The sequence below is a fragment of the Pseudonocardia sp. KRD291 genome, assembly GCF_019263595.1.
Lineage (GTDB): Bacteria > Actinomycetota > Actinomycetes > Mycobacteriales > Pseudonocardiaceae > Pseudonocardia.
On record NZ_JADQDD010000116.1, the window covers coordinates 1 to 17159 of the forward strand.

At 73.0% G+C, this 17159-nt stretch carries 17 protein-coding genes; 8 read left to right on the plus strand and 9 right to left on the minus strand.

Going from position 1 to position 17159, the window contains the following annotated elements; translation table 11 throughout:
• Positions 1-422: 422 nt before the first annotated feature.
• The 4 genes from I4I78_RS17130 to rimO all read right to left on the minus strand — a co-directional run bounded on the left by I4I78_RS17130 (position 423) and on the right by rimO (position 4252).
• On the minus strand, positions 423-1280 hold the full coding sequence (locus I4I78_RS17130; RefSeq protein WP_218612343.1) for a PspA/IM30 family protein: 858 nt from the start codon (positions 1278-1280) through the stop codon (positions 423-425).
• 230 nt (positions 1281-1510) lie between these two features.
• The gene (locus I4I78_RS17135) at positions 1511-1912 is read right to left on the minus strand and encodes a helix-turn-helix domain-containing protein (protein ID WP_218612344.1); all 402 of its coding nucleotides are present in this window, start codon (positions 1910-1912) and stop codon (positions 1511-1513) included.
• Between the two features lie 173 nt (positions 1913-2085).
• Positions 2086-2715, minus strand: coding sequence for a CDP-diacylglycerol--glycerol-3-phosphate 3-phosphatidyltransferase (pgsA, locus tag I4I78_RS17140; RefSeq protein ID WP_218612345.1), 630 nt, complete (start codon positions 2713-2715; stop codon positions 2086-2088).
• Positions 2716-2746: 31 nt separating this feature from the next.
• Complete coding sequence (rimO, locus tag I4I78_RS17145) at positions 2747-4252, minus strand: 30S ribosomal protein S12 methylthiotransferase RimO (protein ID WP_308252178.1); 1506 nt, start codon at positions 4250-4252, stop codon at positions 2747-2749.
• Positions 4253-4310: 58 nt separating this feature from the next.
• Between rimO and I4I78_RS17150 the strand changes: the two genes are divergently transcribed.
• From I4I78_RS17150 to I4I78_RS17175, 6 genes are all read left to right on the plus strand, one after another.
• Positions 4311-4820 carry an amino-acid N-acetyltransferase gene (locus I4I78_RS17150; RefSeq protein ID WP_218612347.1) on the plus strand — a complete coding sequence of 170 codons (510 nt, stop codon included), beginning with the start codon at positions 4311-4313 and terminating at the stop codon, positions 4818-4820.
• A gap of 99 nt (positions 4821-4919) precedes the next feature.
• Positions 4920-5753 (plus strand): AraC family transcriptional regulator, encoded by an 834-nt coding sequence (locus tag I4I78_RS17155; RefSeq protein ID WP_218612348.1) that lies wholly within the window; start codon positions 4920-4922, stop codon positions 5751-5753.
• 55 nt (positions 5754-5808) lie between these two features.
• Entirely contained in the window at positions 5809-6084 is a 276-nt protein-coding gene (locus I4I78_RS17160; RefSeq protein WP_218612349.1) for a helix-turn-helix transcriptional regulator, read from the plus strand.
• Positions 6081-6596, plus strand: coding sequence for a hypothetical protein (locus tag I4I78_RS17165; protein WP_218612350.1), 516 nt, complete (start codon positions 6081-6083; stop codon positions 6594-6596). The genes I4I78_RS17160 and I4I78_RS17165 overlap by 4 nt, the downstream gene beginning before the upstream one ends.
• A gap of 93 nt (positions 6597-6689) precedes the next feature.
• Positions 6690-7076 (plus strand): VOC family protein, encoded by a 387-nt coding sequence (locus tag I4I78_RS17170; RefSeq protein ID WP_218612351.1) that lies wholly within the window; start codon positions 6690-6692, stop codon positions 7074-7076.
• Positions 7077-7101: 25 nt separating this feature from the next.
• Positions 7102-7578 (plus strand): tRNA (cytidine(34)-2'-O)-methyltransferase, encoded by a 477-nt coding sequence (locus I4I78_RS17175; protein ID WP_218612352.1) that lies wholly within the window; start codon positions 7102-7104, stop codon positions 7576-7578.
• On the opposite strand, the gene I4I78_RS17180 is transcribed toward I4I78_RS17175, so the two are convergent.
• The 5 genes from I4I78_RS17180 to I4I78_RS17200 form a co-directional block, all read right to left on the minus strand.
• Positions 7575-8387, minus strand: a complete 813-nt coding sequence (locus I4I78_RS17180; protein ID WP_308252179.1) for a YceI family protein — start codon at positions 8385-8387, stop codon at positions 7575-7577. The two genes, I4I78_RS17175 and I4I78_RS17180, sit on opposite strands and share 4 nt — an antisense overlap.
• 250 nt (positions 8388-8637) lie before the next feature.
• Positions 8638-11292 (minus strand): DNA translocase FtsK, encoded by a 2655-nt coding sequence (locus tag I4I78_RS17185; RefSeq protein WP_218612354.1) that lies wholly within the window; start codon positions 11290-11292, stop codon positions 8638-8640.
• Between the two features lie 166 nt (positions 11293-11458).
• Complete coding sequence (locus I4I78_RS17190) at positions 11459-13132, minus strand: ribonuclease J (protein WP_226379880.1); 1674 nt, start codon at positions 13130-13132, stop codon at positions 11459-11461.
• A gap of 185 nt (positions 13133-13317) precedes the next feature.
• Complete coding sequence (dapA, locus tag I4I78_RS17195; RefSeq protein ID WP_218612356.1) at positions 13318-14331, minus strand: 4-hydroxy-tetrahydrodipicolinate synthase; 1014 nt, start codon at positions 14329-14331, stop codon at positions 13318-13320.
• Positions 14332-14441: 110 nt separating this feature from the next.
• Complete coding sequence (locus I4I78_RS17200) at positions 14442-15068, minus strand: TIGR03085 family metal-binding protein (protein ID WP_218612357.1); 627 nt, start codon at positions 15066-15068, stop codon at positions 14442-14444.
• A gap of 266 nt (positions 15069-15334) precedes the next feature.
• Between I4I78_RS17200 and I4I78_RS17205 the strand changes: the two genes are divergently transcribed.
• Entirely contained in the window at positions 15335-16621 is a 1287-nt protein-coding gene (locus I4I78_RS17205) for an MFS transporter (RefSeq protein ID WP_218612358.1), read from the plus strand.
• Between the two features lie 222 nt (positions 16622-16843).
• On the plus strand, positions 16844-17159 hold a 316-nt coding region (locus I4I78_RS17210), incomplete at its 3' end, for a Crp/Fnr family transcriptional regulator (protein WP_218612359.1).

Consider the following 17159-nt stretch of genomic DNA (forward strand, 5'->3'; position numbering starts at 1 on the left):
CGTCCAACTCCAGGGTGGGGCCGGTGACGCCGGCGCCCAGCCCGGCACCGTGCGCCCAGCCCGGCACCGCGCGCGGCCGGAAGGGCATCGCGCGAGGCGACGACGAGCGCTCGTCCGCGGCGACACGACAGGATCGGCGGGATCGGCGGGATCCTCGAGGTCACGACGGCCTACGGCCGGAGCCTCTCCCGGCCCGAGCGAGCCGCGCTCGGCCGTCACGGCTCCGGCGCCCCGCCGATCGGACGTCCCGGGCTCCCTCGCTCACCAGGAGGTCCCGAAGGGTCCGCTCGCTCACCATGAGGGTCCCGAAGGGTCCCCTCAACTCACCAGGAGGTCCCGGACGGACGGGCCCCGGGGGCGCGACGCGACGGAGCCGCGCCCGGATCGGGCGCGGCTCCGTGGTGGGACGGCGGTGCGTGGGCTCAGTTGGTGCCGGTCTGACCCTGCTGCGGGTTGGCCTGCGGCGAGGCGGGCGTCTGCTGGGTGGGCTGCTCGGCGGGCGAGCCCGCGCCGACGGCCGGGGTGGGCTGGCCCTGCCCGACCTGCCCGGCGACCGGGCGGCCCTCCATCGACGCGCGGATCTGGTCGAGTCGGTTGGACCCGGCCATGTCCGTGGTCGCCTGCTGGACCTCCAGCATCCGGCCCTGGACCGAGTTCTGCGCCAGGTCGGCGGAGCCGAGCGCGTTCGCGTAGCGCTTCTCGATCTTGTCCCGGACCTCGTCCAGGGACGGCGCGTTGCCCGGCGCGGACAGCTCGCTCATGCTCTGCAGCGACTTCGCCGCCTGCTCCTGCATCTTCGCCTGCTCGAGCTGGCTGAGCAGCTTCGTGCGCTCGCCGATCTTCTGCTGGAGCATCATCGAGTTCCGCTCGACGGCCTTCTTGGCCTGCTCCGCCGCGCCGATCGACTGGTCGTGCAGCGTCTTGAGGTCCTCGACGTTCTGCTCGGCGGTGACCAGCTGCGTCGCCGTGGCCTGCGCGGCCTGCTCGTACTGCTGCGCCTTGTTCTCGTCACCCTGGGCGCGCGCCTGGTCGGCGAGCACCAGCGCCTGGCGCGCCGAGGACTGGAGCTTCTCGATCTCCCCCAGCTGCCGGTTCAGCTTCATCTCCAGCTGGCGCTGGTTGCCGATGACGGCCGCCGCCTGCTGGGAGAGCTGCTGGTGCTGACGCTGCGCATCCTCGATGGCCTGCTGGATCTGGACCTTCGGGTCCGCGTGCTCGTCCACCTTCGACGAGAACAGGGCTGACAGATAGCTGAAGAACTTCGTGAATCCGTTGGCCATCTGGTCCGCCTACCTCCGCGTGCGACATCGCTGGACAGCGTTCCCCATCTCAGGACCCGCTGTTCGGGCTACACCGACTCGGCCGACCCCGCGTTCCCCCCGCGGTCGCCGCGCACCGCTCCGGCCTCACCCATCCTGTCACCGGGTACTACGCCGGTGCCAGTGAGGTCCGACAATATCGTCGCAGCGTGGCCCGCGGGTGTGCGGGGGCGAGCCGGCGACGGGCGTGATCACGCCGCGCGGACGCTCGCGACCGGGCTGTTCGTGGCCGGGGCGTTCGCGGCGCCGGACCCGACCGCCGGCGCACCCGCCGGACGGCCGGCCAGGCGCAGCTCGGCGTGCCGCTGCCCGATCGGGACCAGCACCTCGTCGGCGCGTGTCCCGAAACCGGCCGGGGCGGCCTGCTCCAGGGCCATCTCCGCGGCCACCTCGGCCAGCAGCTCGGCCACCGTGACGTCGAGCGCCTCGCAGATCGACGCGAGCAGCTCGCTGGAGGGCTCCTTGCGGCCGCGTTCGACCTCCGAGAGGTAACCGAGGCTCACCCGCGCCGCCCGCGAGATGTCGCGCAGCGTCCGCCGGCGCGCCGTGCGCGACCGCCGCAGACCACTGCCGATCGCTTCCCGCAGCAGCATGTGTCCTCCTGGAGTCCGTGCTCCCGGGACGGGCCCGGGCCCGTGCCCGACACCGCTCCCCCGGTACCGCCACCGTACCGACTCGGTCCCGCTCCCGTCCCCGCCGACACCACCGGTCCCGTCCGCCCACGGCGAACACCCACCGGCCGCGCAGACGGCCCGGGTCGGGCACCTCAGCGACGCGCGACCCGGGCCCGCAGCGCCTGCACCACGTAGTCGACGCCGGTGACCACGGTCAGCACCAGGGCGATCACCAGCACCACCCACTGGACGACGAGCATCAGCGGCGCGACCGAGGGCAGCAGCATCGGCAGCGGCAGCAGGAACAGCCCGATCGCCAGCGTCTGCGCGGCCGTCTTCGCCTTGCCGCCGCGGCTGGCCGGGATCACCCCGTGGCGCAGCACGACCAGGCGCAGCGCGGTCACCCCGAGCTCCCGGCCCATGATCACGATCGTGATCCACCAGGGCACCAGGCCCAGCACCGAGAGCCCGATCAGCGCGGCACCGGTCAGGGCCTTGTCCGCGATCGGGTCGGCCAGCGCGCCGAACCAGGTGACCAGGCCCCGGCTGCGGGCCAGCTGCCCGTCGAGGCGGTCGGTGAACGCGGCGACGGCGAACACCAGGAAGGCGGCCAGACGCCAGTCCACGTCGCGCCCGCCGGCGGTGAACAGCACCACCACGAACACCGGGACCAGCAGGATCCTGACCACCGTCAGGACGTTGGCGATGTTGAGCAGCGGCGCCGTCCCGGTCGCCGGTGCCGTCGAGCCGTCGGCCCGGCCCGCCGGCGTGCTGCTGCTCACGGCTCCTCCGTGGGGAGGAGCGCGTCGTCGCTCACCCGGCCACCGCCGCGGCGACCGGCTCGCCGGCCCCGCGCGGCAGCACCTCGATCGCCTCGACCAGGAGGTCCACGCCCTCGGAGTCCACGACGCGCGCCCGGACGAGGTCACCGATCGCCAGGCTCTCGACGTCCGGGCCGTCGCCGGCGACGAACACGCACTCGCCGTCGGCGTCCGGGCCCTGGTGCGCGGCCCGGCCGGCGCAGTCGTCCTCGTCCGAGGACGGCGTCTCCACCAGCACGATCACCTCGGTGCCGACGCGTTCCTCGGCCCGCTGGGTCATCAGCTCGTCGGCGAGGGAGGAGATCCGCGAGACCCGCGCCGCGACGACGTCGGCGGGCAGCTTGCCCTCGAGCTTCTCGGCCTCGGTCCCGTCCTCGTCGGAGTAGCCGAACACGCCGATCGCGTCCAGACGGGCGCCGGTCAGGAACGCCTCCAGCTCGGCCAGCTCGTCCTCGGTCTCGCCCGGGAAGCCGACGATCACGTTGCTGCGGATCCCGGCCTCGGGGGCCAGCTCCCGGATCCGGGCGCACAGGTCCAGGAAGTCGGTGCGCGAGCCGAACCGGCGCATCCGGCGCAGCACGGTGGCGCTGGCGTGCTGGAACGACAGGTCGAAGTACGGCGCGATGCCCGGCGTACCGGCGATCGCGGCCAGCAGGTCCGGGCGCATCTCGGCCGGCTGCAGGTAGCTGACCCGCACCCGTTCGACGCCCTCGGTCGTGCCCAGGCGGGGCAGCAGGTCGACCAGGGCGCGGGTGCCGCCGGGCAGGTCCTTGCCGTAGGACGTCGAGTTCTCGCTGACCAGCACGAGCTCGGACGCGCCCTGCGAGGCCAGCCACGCCGCCTCGCCGAGCACGTCGGCGGGCGCGCGGGAGACGAAGCTGCCGCGGAACGACGGGATCGCGCAGAACGTGCAGCGCCGGTCACAGCCGGACGCGAGCTTGAGCGAGGCGACCGGGCCGTCGTCCAGGCGGCGCCGACCGGTACCGACCGCGCCGAGGTCGGGCACCCAGTCGTGGCCGGGGACCGAGACGTCCGCACTGGCCGCGGGCCGCTGCACCGGGGAGATCGGCAACAGGGTGCGCCGGTCCACCGGGTCGTGCGGGGCCGGGGCGTGCCCGCCGAGGACGTCGCCGAGGCGTGCGGCGAGCTCCGGGTAGTCGTCGAAGCCGAGCACGGCGTCGGCCTCGGGCAGGTCCTTGGCCAGCTCGGCGCCGTAGCGCTCGGCCAGGCAGCCCACGGCGACGACCTTCGCGCCGGCCGGGCGGGCCACGTCGGAGGCGGCGAGCACGGTGTCGATCGAGTCCTTCTTCGCCTGCTCGACGAAACCGCAGGTGTTGACCAGGATCACGTCCGGCGATCCGGACTCCGCGTCGACCAGCTCCCAGCCGCTGCCGGAGAGCCGTCCGGCCATCTCCTCGGAGTCGACCTCGTTGCGCGCGCAGCCCAGGGTGAGCAGGGCCGCGCGCCGTGGCGCGCCGTGGGTAGCAGGAGTGGACACGGCCATAGGGTAGACGCCGCCCGCGGCCCGCGAGTGGGCCCGTCTACCCTCGGCGGTCGTGTCAGCTGCCGGACCCGCCGTCACCGTCCGCCGTGCCCGTACCCCCGATGTGCGCGCCATCCGCGACCTGGTCGACGCCTACGCGGGCCGGGTACTGCTGGCGAAGGAGACCGTCACCCTCTACGAGGCGGTGCCGGAGTTCCTGGTCGCCGAGGTCGACGGGCGGGTCGTCGGCTGCGGTGCGCTGCACGTGCTGTGGGAGGACCTCGGCGAGATCCGGACGGTCGCGGTGCACCCGTCGGTCGTCGGGCACGGGGTCGGGCACGCGATCTGCGACGCACTCATCGCCGGCGCCCGCGACCTGGGCCTGTCCCGGCTGTTCGTGCTGACGTTCGAGAAACAGTTCTTCGCCCGCCACGGTTTCGCCGAGATCGACGGCACCCCCGTCTCGTCCGACGTGTTCGCGGCCATGCTGCGCAGCTACGACGCCGGCGTCGCGGAGTTCCTGGACCTCGCCCACGTCAAGCCGAACACCCTGGGCAACGTCCGGATGCTGCTGCGACTCTGACCCCACCGGGGCGGGAAGCCGCACTCGTGGAGCCTCCGTTCGGCGCCGCGACACGAAAGCTCCCCGAGCGGACGGGCCGGTGCCGATATCGTGGCCGGTATGGGTGCGGGGCGGGTGATCCCGGGCATCGACGTCGACGGCGCGCACCGGTGGCGGCCGTCGGCGCAGCTGCGTGAGCACGTCACCGACATCTGGGCGTGGCGGTCCGGCGCGACCGTTCCGGGGACGCACCAGGGCGTGCCCGGCGGGCACCTGACCGTCGTGCTCTGCCTCGACGGCGACATGGAGCTGCTCCGCGCCCCGGACCCCGCACGCTCCCCCGGGCGCTACGTCACATCGGTCGCCGGGCTGCACGGCTCCCCCGCGGTGCTCGCCACCGGCGCCGCTCAGACCGGGATGCAGCTGCGGCTGACCTGGCGCGGGGCACGCGAGCTGCTGGGACTCCCGGCCGGCGAGCTCAGCGGCGACGTCGTCGACCTCACGGTGCTGCTGCCCGGGATCTCCTCGGTCGTCGACCGGTTGCGCGAGGCACCGACCTGGCCGGCCCGGTTCGCGCTGCTCGACCGCGAGCTGTGCCGGGTGATCGAACGCCGGGACTCCCCCGGCGAGCCCGCGCGCGAGGTCGTGCGGGCCTGGGACGTGCTGCTGGCGACCGGGGGCAGCGCCCGGGTCGCCGACCTGGCCGGCGAGGTCGGGTGGAGCCGGCGACACCTGGGCGAACGGTTCCGCGCCGAGACCGGGCTGGGCACCAAGACCGCCGCCCGGCTGATCCGCTTCGAGCGGGCCTGCGACCTGCTCCGCTCGCCCGGACGGCCTGCGCTGGCCGACGTCGCCGCCGTCTGCGGCTACGCCGACCAGCCGCACCTGGCCCGCGACTTCCGGGACCTCGCCGGGCTCACCGCCACCGAGTGGCTGGCCGAGCGCCCGAGCTGACAGTCCTCATGACGGATCGTTGTGCGCCAGCTGCCTCCTGTAGTACTTTTGCTACATGGCGAAGCAAGAACGCAAGCGGGACGAGCCCGACTTGCACAACCGGCTCGCGGCGCTGCGCGCGGAGCGGGGCCTGAGTCGCCAGCAGCTCGCCGACGCCGTCGGTGTGCACTACCAGACCGTGGGCTACCTCGAACGCGGCGAGTACAGCCCGAGCCTCACGCTCGCGCTGCGGATCGCGGAGGTGTTCGGGCTGCCGGTGGAGGCCGTGTTCTCCCTGACGCCCTTCCGGTCGCTGTCCGAGCAGGTCTACGGAACGAGGGGGACGACATGAACGACGCATCCGCACACGCCCCGACCCGCGCCGAGCGCCGGTCCGCGCGTCTCAACGACCCGCGCTTCGACCGGTTCCGCAGCACCACCGCGCGACGGCGCCTGGTGATCGCGATGGCGGTCATGATCGCGCTGGAGGGCTTCGTCCTCGCGCTGTCCGGCCTGCTGGGCGGGGGCCCGGTCCTGGTCGTCGCCGCGAGCGCGGGGGTTCTGGTCCTGCTCGTCGGTTTCGTGCTGTGCCTGGGGACGCTGAAAGTCTCCACCCGAGGCGTCGAGGAACTCGGCCCCGACCAGCTCGACGAGCGGCAGCTACAGGTGCGCGGCGTCGTCTACGCCCAGGCCTACAAGATCGGCTCTGGCCTGTTGGTCGCGCTGCTGGCCGCCATCGTGCTGTGGTCGATGTTCGTGGGGACGAACCCACCCTCGACGGTGGTGACCGCGGTCCTGCTGGTGAGCTTCCACCTCACGATCGTCCTGCCGACGCTGGTCGCCGCCTGGCACGAACGCGTCTGAACGCCGAGGAGCGGGGCCGGTCGGGGACACCCGGTCGGCCCCGCTCCGTTTCGTCCAAGACCGGGCGCCGGTCACGCCACCATGCTGGTTCCCATGAGCGACATCCCGAGCCTCTGGCTCGCCCTGACCTGTACCGACCCCCGAGCGATGATCACGTTCCTGACCAGCGCGTTCGGCCTGTCCGAACGTGTCGTGTATGGCGACGGCGACGTCGTGCACCACGCCGAGCTGACCTGGGTCGGCCCCACCGGCCAGGTCGGCGGGATCATGCTCGGCCCGGGCGAGCCGGACTGCGGGCGCCCGCCCGGCACGTCGTCGATCCACGTCGTGGTCGACGACCCGGACGTCCGGTTCGCGAGGGCGACGGCCGCCGGCGCGAGCGTCGTGCGCGCACCGGCGGACACTGACTACGGGAGCCGGCAGTTCGTCGTCACCGACCCCGAGGGCAACCTGTGGAGCTTCGGCACCTGGTACGAGTGATCTTCCTCGGTGATTGGATCGGGGCGTGTTCCGCATCGTGCTGCACGCCCCGGAGATCCCCCCGAACACCGGCAACGTCATCCGACTGGCCGCCAACACCGGCGTCGAGCTGCACCTGGTGCGCCCGCTCGGCTTCACGCTCGAGACCCCGCAGCTGCGCCGGGCCGGCCTGGACTACCACGACCTGGCCGACGTCCGGATCCACGACGACACCGACGCGATGTGGCGGCACCTGGCCGGGCTCGCCACCGCCCCGTCGGTCTACGCGTTCACCGCGTCGGCGACGCGCCTGCACACCGACGTCGCCTACGCCGCCGGTGACGTGCTGATGTTCGGCTCGGAGTCGGTCGGCCTGCCGGCGTCGGTGCTCCACGCCGACGCGGTCACCGACCGGATCCGGCTGCCGATGCTGGCGACGTCGCGGTCGCTGAACCTGGCCAACTCCGCCGCCGTCGCGACGTTCGAGGCGTGGCGCCAGCACGGTTTCGCCGGGGCGGTCTAGCCCTGACGCACGGCCTGGACGTCGAGGGTGATCTCGATCGTCGAGCCGACCACGGGCAGGCCCTTGGCGATCGTCTGCTGCCAGTTGAGCGTGAAATGCTCGCGGTGCAGCTGGGTGGATGCGACGGCACCGATCCGTTCGCCGTTCCACTCGGCCTGCCCGAGGAACGTGGTGTCCAGGGAGACGTCGCTGGTCAGGCCGTGCAGCGTGAGGTCGCCGTCGACCGTCCACCGGTTCCCGCCGTGCGCGACGAAACGCATGCTGGAGAACCGGAGCTCGGGGAAGCGCTCCACGTCGAGGAAGTCCGGCGAGCGCAGGTGCGTGTCCCGCGCCTCGACGTTGGTGTCCACACTGGCCGCCTCGATCACGACGTCCACCGAGGACTCCTCGAACGGCTCGGTGATCCGGATCTGGCCGGAGAACCGGTTGAACCGGCCGTAGACCTTGCTCATCCCGATGTGGCGGGCGATGAAGCGCACCGACGAGTGGTCCGGGTCGATCGTGTAGAGCCCCGGGTACGGCGGGCGCAGCTCCGGGTCCTCGGTCAGGCTGACCGTGCCCATCTCGGCGTGCGACCCCCACTGGACCTCGACGCCGTCGGTGACCGGCTGGAAGCCTCCGGACTCGACCCGCACCCGGTAGCGGCCCGGCATCAGCGCGGCGGAGAACCGTCCGAACGGGTCCGCCTCGACGTGCACGACCCGGCGGTCGGCCCCGTCCAGGACGGAGATCTCGCTGCCGGGCAGCGGTCCGCCCTCGTTGTCCCGGACCTGGCCGCTGAGCACACCGCCCGTCAACGGGATCGGCACCAGAGCGTGCCGATCGGTGGCGCTACGACGGGGGCGAGCTGCGCGCCCCTTCCTCCAGAACACCGTGTGCCGACCTCCTCGGGCCCGCTCCGCGCGCGGGCATACGCGGGCCGCGGTTGTCATCGGCCCGGCACATTCTCCCACGTCGGGGGCGCTGTTCCTCACCCTCGAGCACGCGAAAACACTCACACCCCGTGGTAGCGACACTCCGTCGGGTGATCGCGGGCGGACCGTCCGCGACCCTGCGTGCTCACTCCTCGGGTTCGCCGTCGGCGACGTCGCCGCCGTCGGCGGTACCGCCACCACGGATCAGGTAGAGCGCGTTCTCCAGCTCGTCCGGCTTCACCAGGACGTCGCGCGCCTTCGACCCCTCGGACGGTCCGACGATCCGGCGGGTCTCGAGCAGGTCCATCAGCCGGCCCGCCTTGGCGAACCCGACGCGGAGCTTGCGCTGCAGCATCGAGGTCGAGCCGAACTGCGAGGTCACGATCAGCTCCGCGGCCTGCAGCAGCACGTCGAGGTCGTCGCCGATGTCGGCGTCGATCTCCTTCACCTCGCCGGCCTTCTGCGCGGTGACGCCCTCGGTGTAGCTGGGCTCGGCCTGGTCCTTGGTGAACGCGACGACCTTCGAGATCTCGTCGTCGTCGATGAACGCGCCCTGCATCCGGACCGGCTTGCCGGCGCCCATCGGCAGGTAGAGCGCGTCGCCCATGCCGATCAGCTTCTCGGCGCCGGGCTGGTCCAGGATGACCCGGCTGTCGGTCAGCGACGACGTCGCGAACGCCAGCCGGGACGGCACGTTGGTCTTGATCAGGCCGGTGACCACGTCCACCGACGGACGCTGCGTCGCCAGGATCAGGTGGATGCCGGCCGCGCGGGCCTTCTGGGTGATCCGGACGATCGCGTCCTCGACGTCGCGCGGGGCGGTCATCATCAGGTCCGCGAGCTCGTCGACGATGCACATGATGTACGGGTAGGGCCGATACACCCGCTCGCTGCCGGGCGGGGCGGTGATCTCCCCGGAGCGGACCTTGCGGTTGAAGTCGTCGACGTGGCGGACCCGGTTGGCCTGCATGTCCTGGTAGCGCTGCTCCATCTCCTCCACCAGCCAGGCCAGCGCCGCGGCGGCCTTCTTCGGCTGGGTGATGATGGGCGTGATCAGGTGCGGGATGCCCTCGTAGGGCGTCAGCTCGACCATCTTCGGGTCGATCAGGATCATCCGGACCTCGTCCGGGGTGGCCCGGCTCAGCAGCGAGACCAGCATCGAGTTGACGAAGCTGGACTTGCCGGAGCCGGTGGAGCCCGCAACCAGCAGGTGCGGCATCTTCGCCAGGTTGGCCATCAGGTAGTGGCCCTCGATGTCCTTGCCCAGCCCGATCCCCATCGGGTGCTGCTCGGCGCGCGCGGAGTTCGAGCGCAGCACGTCGCCGAGGCGGACCATCTCCCGGTCGGTGTTCGGCACCTCGATGCCGACCGCGGACTTGCCCGGGATCGGGGCCAGGATCCGCACGTTGTCGTTCGCGACGGCGTAGGCGACGTTGCGGGTCAGCTGGGTGATCTTCTCGACCTTCACCGCGGGGCCGAGCTCGATCTCGTAGCGGGTGACGGTCGGGCCCCGGGTGAAGCCGGTGACCTGGGCGTCGATGTTGAACTGGTCGAGCACGCCGGTGATCGCCTCGATCATCGCGTCGTTCGCGGCGCTGCGGGTCTTCGGCGCCGGGCCGACCTCGAGCATGTCGGCCGGGGGCAGCTTGTACTCGCTCTCCCCGACCGGCTCCCGGATCGCCAGCGACATCTGCTCGCCGTCGGCGCGCGGGATCTCCTCGGCGGGCGGGGTCTCGGCGACCGGTCCGCGGGGGCGCTTCGCGGCCGGGGCCTGCTCGGGCGCGGTGGTGGCCGGGACCGCGGCGGCGGCCGCGCCCGGTGACGTCCGGCCTGCGGGGGCCACCGTGGCCGGGACCTCCGGGTCGCTCGGGGCGGGCAGGTGCTCGCCGTCCTCGCGGAACGCGTCGGCCTCCGAGGCCCCCTGGCGCCGCCGCGAGCGACGACGGGCCGGCTGCGCGCCCTCGGACTCCGCGACGGCGTCGGCGACCGTGCGGGGGCCGTCCTCGTCGGACTCGAGATCGGGCTCGGGCACCTCGCCCATCAGCCGTCGGAACCGGGCCGGGACCTCGCGCACCGGCGTCCCGGTCAGCAGCAGCAGGGCGTAGGCGCTGAGCAGCACCAGCACCGGGACCGCCGTCCAGAGCGTGAGCCCGCTGGCCAGCGGGGTGCCCGCGACGTAGCCGACGGCGCCGCCGGCCCCGGCCCAGCTCTGCGGCTCGGTCGGCGCGCCGGAGCCCAGGTGCACCAGCCCGAGGACGCCGAGCGCGAGCAGCAGCGCCCCGGTGACGATCCGCGGACGGGCCTCGGGGTGCGCGGGTGTCGTGACCAGCACGACCCCGACCCCGAGCAGGATCACCGGCAGCAGGGCGCCGCCGACGCCCAGCACGGAGCCGACCGCGAAGTTGAACCAGTAGCCGACCGATCCGCCCGCGCTGAACCACACCCCGGCCGCGGTGATCACGGCCAGGACCAGGAACGTGAAGCCCAGCCCGTCGCGGCGGTGCGCGGAGTCGATGTCGCGGGTGCGGCCGACGGCGCGGCCGGTCGAGCGGCCCAGGCGCAGCACACCGCGGCCGACGGCGTCGATCGAGCGGTCGATCAGGTCCGGGCCCTGCTTCTTCGCCGGCGCACGACGGGCCGTCGTACGCCCGCGGGACCCCGTCCCGCGACGCGCCGACCCACCCCGTGTCGCACCGCCGCGCGTCGCGCCGCCCCGGGACGCACCGGAACGGGAACCACCCGCGCCGCGCCCGGCGGCGGCCTGCGTCGTGGTCCTGCCCGTTCCCGACCGTCCTGCCATGTGTCCACGGTAGCCCGGGACCTTGATCGAACCGGGCTGCGACGCGGTCCTGCGCCCCGACACCCCGCTCACACCCCGCGCCCGTCCGGACGAGCGGCGCCCCCGTCGGAAAGGTTCCGACGGGGGCGCCGTTGGTGCGGGCCCGGGAGTGGGACCCGGGAGTCGGTCAGACCGTGATGACCGTGGGGACGATCATCGGGCGGCGGCGGTAGTTGTCGGCCACCCACCGGCCGACGACGCGGCGCACGCCCTGGGCGATCCGGTGCGGGTCGGAGATGTTCTCGTTCTCCAGCCGCGACAGCTCGTCCTCGACCAGGGGCAGCGCGGCGTCGAGCGCCTTGGGGTCGTCGGAGAACCCGCGACCGGCGACCGTGGGCCGGGAGACGGCCCGCCCGGTCTTGGCGTCCATCGCGATGGTGATCGCGATGAAGCCGCTCTCGCCGAGCACCAGCCGGTCGCCCAGCGTGGTCTCACCGATGTCGCCGACGGCCAGGCCGTCGACGTAGACGCGGCCGACCTCGACCTTGCCGGTGATCGCGGCGCGGCCGTCGACCAGGTCGACCACCACCCCGTCCTCGGCGATCACGACGGAGTCCTCGGGCACCCCGGTACGCGCGGCCAGCGCGGCGTTGGCGCGCAGGTGGCGCCACTCGCCGTGCACCGGCATCACGTTCGACGGGCGCACCGCGTTGTAGAGGAACAGCAGCTCACCGGCCGGGGCGTGCCCGGAGACGTGCACCTTGGCGTTGCCCTGGTGCACGACGGTCGCGCCGAGCCGGGTCAGGCCGTTGATCACGCCGAAGACCGAGGTCTCGTTGCCCGGGATCAGCGAGCTGGCCAGGATGATCGTGTCCTCGGGCCGGATCGTGATGCTGCGGTGCTCGCCGCGGGCCATCCGGGACAGCGCGGCCAGGGGCTCGCCCTGCGACCCGGTGGAGACGAGCACGAGCTTGTCGTCGGGCAGGCGCATGGCCTCGTCGATGTCGACGAGCAGGCCCTCCGGGATGTCGAGCAGCGAGTGGTCGTCGGCCAGGCCCATGTTGCGGACCATCGACCGCCCCGCCAGGCAGACCTTGCGCCCGTGCGCGGCGGCGGCGTCGAGCACCTGCTGCACGCGGTGCACGTGGCTGGCGAAGCAGGCCACGATGATCCGCCCGGAGGTGTCGCGGAACATGTTCGAGATGACCGGGCCGATGTCCCGCTCGGGCGTGACGAACCCGGGGACCTCGGCGTTGGTGGAGTCGACCAGAAACAGGTCGACGCCCTCCTCGCCGAGGCGGGAGAACCCGGCCAGGTCGGTCAGGCGCCCGTCGAGGGGCAGCTGGTCGAGCTTGATGTCGCCGGTGTGCAGGACCAGCCCGGCCGGCGTGCGGATCGCCACCGCGAGCGCGTCCGGGATGGAGTGGTTGACCGCGAAGTACTCGCAGTCCCAGCCTCCGTGCGAGATCCGGTCACCGGCCGCGACCTCGTGCAGGTGCGGGGTGAGCCGGTGCTCCTTGCACTTCGCCGCGACCAGGGCGAGCGTGAACCGGGACCCGACCACGGGCAGCTCGGGGCGCATCCGCAGCAGCCACGGGACGGCACCGATGTGGTCCTCGTGCCCGTGCGTGAGCACGATGGCGTCGATGTCGTCGAGGCGGTCCTCGATGGCCCGGAAGTCGGGCAGGATCAGGTCGACCCCGGGCGAGTCCTCGGCCGGGAACAGGACACCGCAGTCGACGACGAGCAGGCGCCCCTCGTACTCGAAGACGGTCATGTTGCGCCCGACCTCGCCGATGCCGCCCAGCGCGAACACCCTCAGGCCCCCGCGGGCCAGCGCCGGCGGCGGGCCGGTGGGCAGCTCGGAGGGGTTGGACGCCTCCGGCGGGGTCGGGCGTTCACGCTGCGAGCGGGAACGGCGGTCGGATCGCTGGGAACTGCGGCTCAAGTGGTTGCCTCACGAATCTTCTGGCAGGTACAAGATCAAAAGTTGGGTGCGGGGCGGGCTGCCCCGGTGACGCGACGGCGGGCCGTTGCACGTCGGGTCTAGCGGTAGGCGACCTCGGCCCCCAGGTCGGTGGCCGTGCGCGAGCCCAGTGCGCCGTGCCCGGGCGTGTAGCGGCTCGGGTGCGCCGAGGAGTCGAGTGCGACCCCGGCGACCGCGAGGTCCCCGGCGATCGCCGCCACCTGCTCCTCGGTGGCCGGAGGCAGCGGCAGGCGCGTCTCCCCGACGTCGAGACCGCGCAGGCCCAGCGCCGTCTTGGCGAACACGGCACCGCCGACGCGGCCCATCGCCCGGATGACCGGCAACATCGCGTAGTGCAGGCTGCGTGCGCGGTCGTGCTCACCTGCAGTGTAGGCGTCGAGCATCGCGCGCAGGCGGTCGGCCACCACGTGGCCGATGACGCTGACGAACCCGACCGCCCCGACCGAGAGCCACGGCAGGTTCACCGGATCGTCCCCGGAGTAGTAGGCCAGGGTCGTGGTGGCCAGCACCTCGGTGCCCACGCGCAGGTCGTTGCGGGCGTCCTTCACCGCGACGATGTTCGGGTGCTGGGCCAGGCGCTGGAACGTCTCGACCTCGATCCCGATCACGCTGCGCGGCGGGATGTCGTAGAGCATCGTCGGCAGGTCGCTGGCGTCGGCGACGGCGGTGAAGTGCGCGATCAGCCCGGACTGCGGCGGACGCGAGTAGTAGGGGGTGACCACGAGCAGCCCGTGCGCCCCGGCCCGCTCCGCCTCGCGCGCCAGGCCGATCGAGTGCGCGGTGTCGTAGGTGCCTGCGCCGGCGACGATCGTCGCCCGGTCCCCCACCGCGGACACGACGGCGCGGATCAGCTCGGCCTTCTCCTTGTCGCTGGTCGTCGGCCCCTCGCCGGTGGTCCCGTTGACGACCAGGCCGTCGTTGCCCATGTCCACCAGGTGGGCGGCGAGCTCCTCGGCCTTGCCCAGGTCCAGCTCCCCCGTGGCGTCGAACGGCGTGACCATCGCGGTCAGCACCTCGCCGAACGGCCGGCGCGGCGGGTGCGTCTGCCCAGACGGGGCGGGACTGGGGTTCATGGCCATTGACGGTACCGCCCCGGGGTCACATGTCCGACTCCCGACGCCGTGTTCCGCGCGACCCACCCGCCCCGTGCGCCGTGCGGTTCGAGACGGCGGGACACCGCGCGCTACAGCCCGCCCGGGGCCGCCCGGTACGCCTCGACGTCGGCCGGCAGTCCCTGCAGCTCCACGTTCGCCGCGTCCCGGCCGAACGCGTGCAGCACCAGCTCGCCGGGATCACCGACCACGGTGACCATCCCGCTGCCGGTGGCCACGACCTGCTGGGCACCCTCCGGGCGCTGCAGCACCACCCCGACCGGCGCCTTGCGGAACAGGATCCGCGCCATCCGGCCCAGCAGCGTCCAGAGCTGGGTGTCGCGTTCGAGGTCGGCCGCCCGGGGCTCCCAGCCGGACTCGCCGCGGCGGACGTCCTCGTGGTGGACGAAGAACTCGGCGCCGTTGGCCAGCTCGTCGACCTTGCCCACCCGGTAGGGCGACCAGGCGGGCGGGCCGGTGCGCAGGTCGTCGATCATGTTCGGCCAGGCCTCGCGCCCGTAGCCGGCCATCGCCTTCTCGGTGACCGGCGCCAGTGCCGGGACCAGGATGCCCGGCGCGGCCCACGGCTGGCGCTCGCGCACCAGCAGGTGCGCGAGCAGGTCGCGGCTGGTCCAGCCCTCGCAGAGGGTCGGTCGGTCCGGTCCGGACCGCTCGAACTCGGCACAGATCGCGGCACGTTCGTCGACGGCAAGGCTCACCGGTCACAACGTAGTCGTTCCCGCCGGTGCCGCGCGGCACCGGCGTCACCGGACGGTCTACACATCCGACGACGGAGGATCACCCGCCTGTAGTCGGTGATACAGATCGCATCCGTTCGGGTGTCGATACTGCCCCCGTTGCCGCGCAGTCAGAGCGGCACGTAAGGCGTTCTCACCGTGGAGGAACCGTGACCCAGACCGCCGGCCCGCCGTCAGCGGCGCAACCACCATCGGGGCAGCCACCATCGGGGCAGGCACCCACGTCGATGCGCCGCATCGCGATGGCCAGCATGACCGGCACCGTGATCGAGTTCTACGACTTCTTCATCTACGGCACCGCCGCCGCCCTGGTGTTCAACAAGGTGTTCTTCCCCGAGCTCGGCGCCGCGGCGGGTACCGCGCTGGCGCTGGCCACGTTCGGCGTGGCCTTCGTCGCCCGGCCGTTCGGATCGATCCTGTTCGGTCACTTCGGTGACCGCCTGGGCCGCAAGGGCACGCTCGTCACCACGCTGCTGATGATGGGTTTGTCGACGCTGGCCATCGGCCTGCTGCCGACCGCGGGGACGATCGGCGTGGCGGCCCCGATCCTGCTGGTGGTGCTGCGCATCGTGCAGGGCCTCGCCGTCGGCGGCGAGTGGGCGGGCGCCACGCTGCTCACCGCGGAGAACTCCCCGGGCAAGGCCCGCGGCAGGTACGCGCTGTTCCCGCAGCTCGGCCCGTCGGTGGCGTTCTCGCTGGCCAGCACCACGTTCCTGATCACGGCGCTGACCATGAGCCCGGAGGCGTTCCAGTCATGGGGCTGGCGGGTGCCGTTCATCGGCAGCGTCGTCCTGGTCGGGGTCGGGCTCTACGTGCGGCTCAAGCTGGAGGAGACGGCGGCGTTCAAGGAGAAGGCCGCCGGCCCGGTCAGCACGTCGCTGCCGATCGCCGACGTCTTCCGCACCCGGACCCGCGCGGTGCTGCTCGGCGCCGGCTCGACGACCGCGGTGTTCGCGTTCTTCTACATCGGCGTCACCTACCTGACCACCTACGGCACCGCCGAACTCGGCCTGGCCCGTACGACGGTGCTCGCGATGGGCATCATCGGCGGCCTCGTGTTCGCCGCCACCACGATCCTGGGCGCCATCGCGTCCGACCGGATCGGACGCCGGACGATGGTGGTGATCGGCAACGCGCTCTCGGTCGTCGGTGGCCTCGTCGCGTTCCCGATCCTCGACGTCGGCACGCCGCTGGCGTTCGGCATCGGGATCTCGGTGGTGCTCGGCGTCGTCGGCTTCGCCTACGGTCCGATCGGGGCCCAGCTCCCGGAGCTGTTCCCGACCCGCTACCGCTACACCGGCGCCGGGATCGCCTACAACCTGGCGGGCGTGCTCGGCGGCGGCGTGATCCCACTGGTCGCGGCCGCGCTCGTGCCGGCCTACGGCAGCTTCGCGATCGGCCTGGTACTGGCCGGGGTCTCGCTGCTGAGCCTGGGCTGCGCGATCGCGCTGCCGCGGACCGACGCCGACTCGCTCGCCGACCAGGACGCGCTGGTGGCCCCCGCCGTCGCCTGACCCCGCCGTCTGACTCCGCCGCCGCCGGACCCGGGCCGCGCGGGGAGCGGCCCGCCAGCACGCCCGGCCGGGGAACCGTGCCCGAATTGCGACCCTCGTCGCTTCCGGTACGGCCCCGGCCGGGCTAACGTCCGTCCATCCAGCCTGCGGCCATCGGGGTCACGGGCCGGGCGCAGGGCAGTGCCGCACCGCCCGCGCGCCCGCGGACGGACGGGGGCGGACGTGTCGGGAGCATCGCCTGCCGGGCAGGAACCCGGGGCCGAGGACGGGCAGCCCGCCGTCTCCCCGTTCCTGCTCGGCGGGCCCAACGCCCTGACCTCGCGGATGGCCGAGCTCGGCTCGCCGCGCCGCTACCGCACCGGGGACCACGTCTACCGCCAGGGCGAGACGTCCACGTTCTTCCACGTCGTCGTCTCCGGCCGGGTGCGGATCTACATGCACCGCCCGGACGGGACCGAACGGGTGCTCGCCTACGCCGAGGCCGGCTCCAGCCTCGGCGAGGCCGCCTGCTTCGACGGCCGTCCGCGCCACCTCGCCT